Origin of the sequence: Caballeronia calidae, from assembly GCF_900044055.2 — a bacterium.
Classification (GTDB): Bacteria; Pseudomonadota; Gammaproteobacteria; order Burkholderiales; family Burkholderiaceae; genus Caballeronia; species Caballeronia calidae.
Genome location: NZ_FCOX02000124.1, coordinates 1 through 9,776 on the forward strand (window position 1 = coordinate 1; position 9,776 = coordinate 9,776).

At 58.4% G+C, this 9,776-nt stretch carries 6 protein-coding genes and 2 pseudogenes; 5 read left to right on the forward strand and 3 right to left on the reverse strand.

What is annotated here, in order from left to right:
- Nucleotides 1–871: 871 nt before the first annotated feature.
- Complete coding sequence (locus AWB78_RS39980) at nt 872–1,273, forward strand: phasin family protein (RefSeq protein WP_062612496.1); 402 nt, start codon at nt 872–874, stop codon at nt 1,271–1,273.
- Nucleotides 1,274–2,293: 1,020 nt separating this feature from the next.
- On the opposite strand, the gene AWB78_RS39985 is transcribed toward AWB78_RS39980, so the two are convergent.
- Both AWB78_RS39985 and AWB78_RS39990 read right to left on the reverse strand, forming a co-directional pair.
- Entirely contained in the window at nt 2,294–2,884 is a 591-nt protein-coding gene (locus tag AWB78_RS39985; protein ID WP_062612498.1) for a cysteine hydrolase family protein, read from the reverse strand.
- An 11-nt stretch (nt 2,885–2,895) separates the two neighbouring features.
- Entirely contained in the window at nt 2,896–4,119 is a 1,224-nt protein-coding gene (locus tag AWB78_RS39990; RefSeq protein ID WP_062612504.1) for an MFS transporter, read from the reverse strand.
- Between the two features lie 94 nt (nt 4,120–4,213).
- On the opposite strand from AWB78_RS39990, the gene AWB78_RS39995 reads away from it, so the two are divergent.
- Nucleotides 4,214–4,873 (forward strand): GntR family transcriptional regulator, encoded by a 660-nt coding sequence (locus tag AWB78_RS39995; protein WP_232478072.1) that lies wholly within the window; start codon nt 4,214–4,216, stop codon nt 4,871–4,873.
- 136 nt (nt 4,874–5,009) lie between these two features.
- Nucleotides 5,010–5,444: a MarR family winged helix-turn-helix transcriptional regulator gene (locus tag AWB78_RS47155; protein ID WP_062612500.1), complete on the forward strand. Its 435-nt coding sequence runs from the start codon at nt 5,010–5,012 to the stop codon at nt 5,442–5,444.
- Between the two features lie 35 nt (nt 5,445–5,479).
- Here AWB78_RS47155 and AWB78_RS40005 read toward each other — a convergent pair.
- Nucleotides 5,480–6,508: pseudogene (locus AWB78_RS40005) on the reverse strand (NAD-dependent succinate-semialdehyde dehydrogenase); the annotation flags it as partial.
- A 60-nt stretch (nt 6,509–6,568) separates the two neighbouring features.
- Between AWB78_RS40005 and AWB78_RS40010 the strand changes: the two are divergent.
- Both AWB78_RS40010 and AWB78_RS40015 read left to right on the forward strand, forming a co-directional pair.
- Nucleotides 6,569–7,187, forward strand: a pseudogene (locus AWB78_RS40010) (IS5 family transposase); the annotation flags it as partial.
- Nucleotides 7,188–7,433: 246 nt separating this feature from the next.
- Nucleotides 7,434–8,561 (forward strand): IS110 family RNA-guided transposase, encoded by a 1,128-nt coding sequence (locus AWB78_RS40015; RefSeq protein WP_062612502.1) that lies wholly within the window; start codon nt 7,434–7,436, stop codon nt 8,559–8,561.
- The last annotated feature ends 1,215 nt before the right edge of the window (nt 8,562–9,776 follow it).

The following is a 9,776-nucleotide window of genomic DNA, read 5'->3' on the forward strand; positions in this document are numbered from 1 at the left end:
CTGGACGCGGGGCTTATCGAACTGCTTGAACACCGTAAACAGCACCAGTGCGATCACGAGCCACACTGCCGCTTTAGCGAAAATATTGCTGTTCAAGGCATCACTCCTCAATCATAGACGGGCAGCCTAATGGGGCTGCGTCTTCCACGCATTTTAATCCGGGCGATCATAGTGCGGGGGATGCCGTTCGAAACTCTCCAGCGACAGGCAGAATGGCGCAGTCTGGCTGAGATGAGAGCCGTTTTCGTCCTCTATATTTCCGAACGTTCGGGGCGCGTACGGCGCGTGAGCGAATGACCAAAGTTTTTTGCGCATGCCCTCAGCGCCGGAGATCACTTGATTACGCGCATTACCGCAGTCTTGGCCCTGTTATGTCGAGGGTTCCCGTCTAATCAGGCCCCATCTCATTGCAGGAGCGCTCGATGAGACAGTCTGCGAAATCAGCGGACGAAGCCGAATACGCTCGCAGCGCCTTCTAGACGAGTCCGGAAGCCCCAACTGGTGGTATGGTATTTCGCGCAGACTTTGTGGGGTCGCTTGGGTGCTTGCTCGCGCTTCCACCCTTCAACGCACATTGGTGTCACTGTCCAATCATCGGGCAGAAGCTGGCTGATCTGCCGCAATTCGTATGAAGTTCGTGCGAACAGATGGCAATATGAGTGCCGATTCAGCTTTCATCGCAGGCGCAGGACAGGTGTCAAAGCACAGCCCTGCCCGTGCGGTAGCGCGGCCCGGGTAAAGTGATGTTGGCGACTCCGCGTTCCTGACGCGGCCCAGCAACGTCGGAGAGTGACACGAGCGTTTCTCGTTTCTCAATGCACTACCCAAACCAAAGTTCTCGCGACCTACGCGAACAACCCAGGAGATGGTCATGGCTGATCAAATGAATCCCTTCGGCGATCTAACGAAGATGCTCGAACAGTTCAAGGTGCCCGGCGTCGACATGTCGGCACTCGTCGAGTCGCGGAGGAAGGACATCGAGGCGATCGTTGATGCGAACAAGACGGCATACGAGTCCATGCAGCAGCTCGCGCGCAAGCAGACCGAGATGCTGACGCGTGCAATGCAGGACATTCAGGAAGCCGCTGGAGCCGGAATCAGCGATCCGAGCAAACAGACCGAGGTCGCGCGCAATGCGTGCCTGAAAGCGCTCGACGACATCAAGGATCTCGCGGAGATCGCGCGCAAGTCGCAGGCCGACGCGATGGAAAATATCACGCGGCGTGCCAACGAGCATATGGACGAAATCAAGCAGATGCTGCAGAAAAAATAGTCCATTCTCCATTCTTGGCCAATCAAAGCTCGCGCGCCCGGATACGCCGCGCCCAACGCGGTGCCCGGGATTCATGACCGGCTATCTGAAAGAACGAAGAACGTACGGTCCGTACCGATAGCGCGCTGTTCGTTGTCGAGCTTGGCATCGTGTTGGGCGTTGCTCGTTGCGGCCGTACCGCGCGCCGTCGGGTCGGCACGGGCGCCCCGGGTCCGCGCTGACGCACAAAAGGTGGAGCAGATCGCGTCCTGAGCAAGAAAAGTGCCGCACCGACGCACTCGCAGCGCCTCTGCCTCTCGCCGTTCGGGTCCATTGCGCTTACAACGAATTTCCCAAATTGCAGACGTCGAAGGATCACATCGAGGCGCCTCCGGGATACAACGTATTCAGCCAAGAAGTTCTCAGGCCGGGACAGCAGCCATCGCATTGACGAGCTACTATAGGTCATCGACAACTAGGGACGACCGCATTGGAACCGCAGGCATCATCGCACGGACTACGAGGGTTCGCGCACCTGATCGAGTCTTTGAAGCAGCGCCACCAGGATTCTGTGCAGGGGGACGCCGCGCCGAATTCATCTGATTCACCTCTGACCTCGCAAGTGATCGAGCAGGCGACGGCAGCATTACCGGCAGCGTCTCGGCGCGCGTTTGTGTTCCCATCCGTCGAGAAATCCGCAGCGCCCATTCGGAAGTGAAACCGGTAACGCACGTGAATTATCCACGCTGCACTTTCCGTGCTGCCATGTACAGGTCAAACAGGCCCGCATGCAGACGGCTGAGCTCCTGACGAAGGACGATTAGTTCGTGCTGGTCGCCTTCATGTTCCCGGCGCAGAACCTCCCCGAGCAACGCGGTCGTTCGCGATGCCGGTAGAAAACTGATCAGGGTTATCTGATGCCATGTGTTGTGAGATTATCTCGAGCACGGCCTCACCGTCGTGACAGCCGTGCGCGTGTTCGAATGTCCGAATAGCTATAGCTGCGCAGCCAAGATTTGATCAGCGCCTTACTCCGCCTCGCTATCCCAGATCAGCTTCCAGTTGAGCGCTCGACGCGATCAACGCCTGCTGCGAAATAACTTTTTCAAGCAGAACGGCATGGATCTGTTCCTCCGAATCCACGCACGCATCGCCGGCAACGACAAGGTTGAAGTCGAGATCGAACGCTTGTCTCGCCGTCGAAAGCACCACGCCAGACGTTGTGACGCCGGCCAGGATAAGCGTATCGATCTCTTGTGCTCGAAGAATGCGCTCGAGGTCAGTCCCGCTGAAAGCTCCGATTCGATGCTTCACCACGACCGGCTCGGTCTCGAGAGCCGCGAGCTTCGAGTGAATCTTCGTTGCCTCGCTGCCCGGCGTAACCAGGCCACTTCCCTTGAGCATCGTGAATAGCTTATTTCGTGAGCTAATCTCAGGGTAGCCGGGTCGGAAACCCACGTTGACGTGGATCGTCAGCATGGACGCCGCACGAGAGGCCTCTAGAAGGGTCGAAGCATTGTCTATCGCCTTGTCCGCAGCATCCCGCGCAACAAAATTGTCGAGAACAAAATTTTGAAAGTCCATCAACAACAGAGCCGACTTTTTCGGATCGATGGAGAGCAAATCAGACATGGAGAGCGAAGTCAGTTGTTAAGGGATGTAGATCTGGGAGCGATTGGCAACCAGTCGATCCATCTATTCATAGCGGCGCCCGACAAGAGCAGGATGCTGGTCCCAACGAAGACGGCGCGCATGCCGATCTGACCGCCGATGAACCCACCGATGAGTGGTCCAAGAACCTGCCCGCTGAATTGCGACGACAGCGAATAGCCCATCGCCGCGCCAACGAAGTTTTCCGGCACATTGTGTCGAATAACCGCGGCTATGCAGGGGAGCAGGCCGCCTAGCGAAAGGCCCATCAGAAAACGCAACACGATAAGCTGCCACGCGCTCGTAACAAATGCCTGCGGTATAAGCAAGACTCCAGCGGTCGTCAGCGCAATGATGATCACCTTCGTGTGCCCGACGCGATCTGCAATCCTTCCGAGGCGGGACGCGGAAACGATGCTACCGAGCGCCGCGGTAGACATCACGAATCCGGAGACCAACGTAACGCGAGCAGGATCGTCGACCAGCGTCGCGACGTAGACGGTGATGATCGGCTCGATCGACATGTTCGCGATCATCAGCAGCAAGCCGGTGCCAAGCATGGCGAGCACGATCGACTTGTTCTGAACCTGTGACCAACCGCCGTTGCGCCGCTCCTTCGTAGCCAGAGGTTTGCGTGGTTCCTCGCGAAGGTATAGCACGGTCGCCAGGAAGGCGATGAAGATGAGCGCCCCTGATAACCAAAAAGTGGCCCTTATTCCGATTAATGACGGCAGCGAGCCACCGGCAAGAGGACCAAGAAGATTGCCGGCCATCACGCCAGACGCGAGCACACCGAGCGCCCACCCTACTCTGTGCTTGGGTGTCTGAACGGCGATGAGAATCGTCGCACCCGACGAGTATCCTCCCGCGATTCCCGCCAACAGCCGTAACCCCACGAATTGCCAGATGTTCGTCGACATACCCATGAGCGGCATCGTCAGAGCCATGCCCAGGCTGGCGCGCACGAGCATGGGCTTACGACCGAATCGATCTCCCAGATGACCCCAAAGCGGCGCGATCAGACCTGCTGCCAGGAAGTTGGCCCCGAAAGCGATCCCTGACCACTGCACAATGGCAGCATGGCCTCTCACGCCCAGCTCCTCGACGTAAAGCGGCAAGAACGGCAACACCAGTGTCATCGCAAAGACGGTCGCAAACGACCCGAACAGACAAATGGCTAGATTGCTTTGCCAGTAGCCGTCGTTGGAAGAATCCATATACTTGATGCTGAAGACGAGATACACACCGCTATGGTACACTGATTTGGTGTACCAATGTGGTTTTCAATGATTGACGATTGATAGCGGAGATGTGCAGTTGGCGACGCAGACCCAGTTGGTCGAAGAGCAGCTTCGACGAATGATCCTGGACATGGACATCGGTCCGGGTGAGCGCCTGACCGAACGCGGATTGGAGACCCAGTTCCAGATTTCGCGAACATCGGTGCGCACAGCGCTTCTCCGACTCGAGGGCGAGGGGTTGGTGAGTCGCAATGGGCGCGGTTGGATCATCCCGCCAATCGATCTGGAGGAAGTCAAGCAGCTCTTCATCTACCGGGAGATTCTGGAGGTGGCGGCGCTTCAGATCGGTGGCCCGACGGCGAGTGCCGCTGAACTTGCTGAGATCGAAGCGATACTCGATGCTGTCACAAAGGACTCAACGCCTGAGGAGTGCGATTTTGCGGCCCGCCAGTTTCATCTCAGGATCGGGAGCCTCGCAAAGAACGAATTTGTGACCCGAGGCATTGCCGATTGCATGACGCGCCTGCTTCGTGTTCGCTGGATCGAGAACGACGCCTCACTTCCCGGCACGGCCGAACATCGTGCGGTCTTGCGCGCGCTTCAAAAAGGCCAGGTCGACAAGGCGATCGAACTTACTAGAAGCCACATCAGTGCGGCCAGGGATCGATTGCTCGAAGCATTAACAGCAGGCCGACGAAGCCTGCGTGCCCGGGGAATCGTCATTTCATAGGCATAGGTCGATCGGAATGGGCGGCGCTCGTCGCAGTCCGTTCTTGCGTACTACACCGTATGCTAAATTCCAGAGTCTGATCCATTTGGCGCAGACAACCAGAAACCAGGTCGTGCAGCGAGAAGTCTTACGAACTATGCTGAAAAATCGAGATTCTGTTGCGGAGCTCGCCTTCGATCTTCGCGAGACATTAGGACGAGGGGCGAGACTGATTCGGGTCGAGTCGGGTCCTCCGCTTTCGCAACTCACCGTATTGGGTCATCTGCAGCGTCAGGGAGCGATGAGCACGAACGATCTGGCGATTGCCGAGCGCGTCCGGCCTCAATCGATGTCCCTCACAGTTCAGGCATTGGAGAAAGCGGGATTGGTCGGCCGCAAGCCCCATCCGACTGATGGTCGTGCAACCATCATCCAGTTGACAAAGAAAGGTAGCAAGACGCTCGAAAGTATATTCGCGGTGCGGGAAGACTGGTTGAACGCCGTGATTGTCGAGAAGCTATCGGAAGACGAACGTCAGGACCTGCAGAAAGGCTTGTCGTTGATCAAACGGATCATCGAGACGCGCGAATAGATTGCGCGCGCCCGTCGTCCGATATGCGCGGATTGTCAGACCTGCAAGCACACGTACTTGATCACGACATAGTCATCAATCCCGTAGTACGACCCTTCCCTGCCAAGACCCGATTGCTTGACGCCGCCGAACGGAGCAACCTCGTTGGAGAGCAAGCCGGTATTGACGCCAACCATGCCGTACTCCAGGGCTTCGGCCACGCGGTAGACGCGCGCAACGTCAGGGCTGTAGAAATACGCGGCAAGCCCGAATTCCGTGTCGTTCGCCATTCGCACGACCTCATCATCTGATGCGAACTTGAAGAGCGGCGCGAGTGGCCCGAAGGTTTCCTCCTTCGCCACCTTCATTTCCGAAGTGACGCCCGTCAGCACTGTCGGTTCGAAAAAGCCGTGTCCAAGCCCGTGCCGCTTGCCGCCCGTCGAGACGCGGGCACCCAACGACACCGCGTCGGCAATGTGCTCCTCCACTTTCGAGACAGCAGCCTCGTTGATAAGCGGCCCGAGCATGACACCCTCCTCGGTTCCTCGACCAATCTTCAGGTTGGTCACAGCTTCGGACAGCTTCTGCGCAAAGCTGTCGTAGACGCTTTCGTGCACATAGAACCGGTTCGTGCAGACGCAGGTCTGGCCGCTATTACGGTATTTCGAGGCGATCGCACCCTGCACCGCCGCGTCGATGTCGGCGTCGTCAAACACGATGAACGGCGCATTACCGCCCAATTCCAGTGTCACCTTCTTGACCGTTGGCGCGCACTGCGCCATGAGCAAGCGTCCAATCGCGGTTGACCCTGTGAACGATAGTTTGCGCACGACGGGATTACTGGTCAGCTCGGCACCGATCTCTTTTGGGTCGCCCGTAAGAATATTCAGCACGCCCTTCGGTAGCCCAGCACGTTCCGCCAGAACTGCCAGTGCCAACGCAGTGAACGGTGTAGCTTCAGCGGGCTTGACGACAATCGGACATCCAGCCGCCAGGGCGGGACCGACCTTTCGCGTGATCATCGCGGCTGGAAAGTTCCACGGGGTAATGGCGGCGCACACCCCTATCGGCTCCTTAGAACTTATCCGTAAATAAAGGTATACTTCGTTCCGAGCCGCAAGCGAGTGCGGCGTTGGAGCGAAGGCTTGACCAAGAAGCGAGTCGAATCGTGGGAGGTGACCGATGCTTTCTGGCAGCGGGTGGAGCCACTGATCCCGCAACGTGCGCCCTCACCAGAGAAACAGTACCTGCGCAGGCCGGGAGCGGGACGACCGCCGAAGCCGGCTCGCCAAGTGTTTGAAGCCATTGTGTATGTACTGCGCACGGGCTGCCAATGGAAGGCGTTGCCCAAAGAGCGTTTTGGTAGTGCCAGCGCCATCCACAAACGCTTTCTCGAATGGGAGGCGGCGGGCTTCTTCGAAGCACTCTGGGCGGCAGGACTGGCCGAGTACGACGAGATGGAGGGCATCGCCTGGCGCTGGCAAAGCGTCGACGGGGCGATGATGAAGGCACCCCTGGCACAAGAAGCCGTCGGCCCGAACCCGACGGATCGGGGAAAAAAATGGAAGCAAACGCCATCTTCTGGTCGACGGTCGTGGCGTCCCGTTGTCGCTCATCGTCACCGGGGCCAACGTCAATGACGGCAAGCGACTCGATGAGGTCCTCAGCGCCATCATGGTCAAGCGCCCGAATCCCCCGCATCGTCGCAGCAAGCACCTGTGCGCCGATGCAGGCTACAAAGCGCCGAGTGCCAGGACGCTTCAAGCCGACAGACGAACTCCTCAACTTCCTGAACAGTCTTTAGATATTCGAATTACAGTATGTCGGGTGATCACTCGAACCACATCGACTCGACACCTGAATTTTCCGTAAATTTCCCGAATTCAATAGTGCACCCGACATAATTCTGAGGGGTAGATAGAGCAGAGATGCTACGGGTGCGGCTGCGAGCAAATTCGTAGGAGTAGAAAGGGATTCGCAGACTCGTTTTCTTCCGAAGGAGCACGCAAAATGGACACGCTTGATACGGGCCCCCACGGGCAGCATACGATGGCAGGTGGTCGGCTATACGTCGCTTTTGAACTGAGCGAAAAAAGCTGGAAGTTGTCACTGGGTGACGGCCAGCGCGCGACCAGCCGGTGTACGGTCGCCACAGGTGATACCTCGGCGGTCCTCACCGCCATCACGAAGGCCAAGGCGCGTTGCCACCTCAGCGCCGAGGCACCCGTCTACAGCTGTTACGAGGCAGGCCGAGACGGCTTCTGGCTCCGCCGCTGGCTGACAGAACAGGGCATCGTCAATCTCGTGGTGGATTCCGCCAGTATCGAAGTGAACCGGCGCCGGCGCCGCGCCAAGACTGACCGGCTTGACAGCGACAAGCTCCTGTCCATGCTCATTCGCTTTCACGCTGGCGAGCGGCGCGTCTGGTCGGTGGCTCGTATCCCCACCCCTGAGCAGGAAGACGACCGGCGCCTCCACCGCGAACTCGAACGCCTGCGGCACGAGCGTACCGCGCACACGAATCGCATCCGCTCCCTGCTCGTGCTGTACAACCTTCGGGTCAAGTATGTCGGTCGGTACATGTGGACGCGCTGGTGGGCTCAGCAGCGCGAGAAGTTGCTGCCCGGACTGCGCGCCGAAATTGAGCGCGAATTCGATCGGTTCACGTTGGTGTGCCAGCAGATCCGCCAGCTTGAAGCGCAGCAAAACCAGCAGATGCGCAGCGGCGCCCACCCAGGCATGGCGTTGCTGGCACGGCTGACTGGCATTGGGACGGGCAGCGCGTGGACCCTGGTTAGGGAGCTGTTTGGCTGGCGCCACTTTCGCAACCGCCGCGAACTGGCCGGCAGCCTGGGCCTGACGCCCACGCCCTATGCCAGTGGCACCAGCGAAATCGAACAGGGTATCAGTAAAGCGGGCAACCGGCGATGCCGGTGGGTGCTGGTGGAACTCGCCTGGAGTTGGCTGCGCTGGCAGCCCCACAGCCCGCTCAGTCAATGGTACAACCAGCGATTTGCCGGTGCTGGCAAGCGTTTGCGACGCATCGGTATTGTGGCGCTCGCACGGCGTCTGGCAATCGCGTTATGGCGCTATTTCGAAAACGGTGAGATCCCCGCTGGCGCAATACTCAAATCATGAGGTATTAACATGTTGGATTCCTGACTACAACTGAAGCATGACGGCATGTAAAGGTCAATGCGCCTGGAAAAAATCCGGGCTACCCATGCGGGTAGCCGTTTTCAGAGATGGGGCGCGTCGGTAACAGGGTGGCGCCAGCGCTTTGCGCATGTGGCATAAGGTAACCGGCCTGGCTGGCCGACACGGATAGAAGGTCGGCCCCGGCAATGGACGCGGCCCCGTCAGGCACCCTGACCAGAATGACACAGATATGGCCTCAGGCTGCAAAAGATGTATGTCGTGAGCGTCGCGTTGTCTACGGCCCGCTTGCTTGCGGGTCGCCTGCTACGAACGGACGCAAGCGGGCCGTAGACAACGACAAGGAGGAAGTTACCTCGCATAAGACGCTTTCTATCTTGGAACGGGTTGACTTTCAACGCCCCATAGAAGGATTTTTTGGTTAGCGATCGCGGCGCAGAGGCATAACGGAGCCGATCGCGATCAGTCCGCGATCGGTAACTAAAAAACCATTTGTGCTAAGCCGCTCCGCAGGCGGTGACCGCTATGGGCGTTGAATGACCAACGCGGTAATTTCTGATGTCCAGAACGGGTGACCGCAAGCGGATTTCCAGCGATCGGTGGAGGCCTTGCTGACGGGAGATGCCGGAAAGGGAGCGTCAGCAGGCCCATAACCCGCTGTTTTGAGACATTCTGGCGCGCTCGCGGATCGAAGACACGAGTCCGGCCGCGTTTGCCTCGTCGGGAAAGGCAAACGTGCCCGGAAACGGGTGCAGTCGCAACTATTTAGATGGGGCGCGTCTATAAGGGGTGGTTCCAGCGCCTTGCGCATGCGGTATGTGGTGCCCGGTCTCGTGCCGGCACGGATAGAAGTTGGTCCGGTCAAGTGTCCGGCCTTCAGACACCCCGACCTCAACTACTGTTCTCGCTTGATATGGGGGATCGCAAAACATCTGATCGTGCAGGTTATCCACGGCCGGCCAGCGTCGTGGTCGTAACAGGCGACCCCGCCGGCCGGCCGTGGATAACCTGTCGCACTCTCGAATGGGAGATAACTGACGGAAAAACGGATCGCGAAAGGGCTTGACTTCCATTGCCCCATAGATGTTTACTGCAAAGACGGACGGCGTCGAGAGGAACATACTGACCGGTGCACCAAATACTGCCTCGTGCGTTAGAGAAGTATGAATACGAAAACTGATGCGCGAAAACTGGACC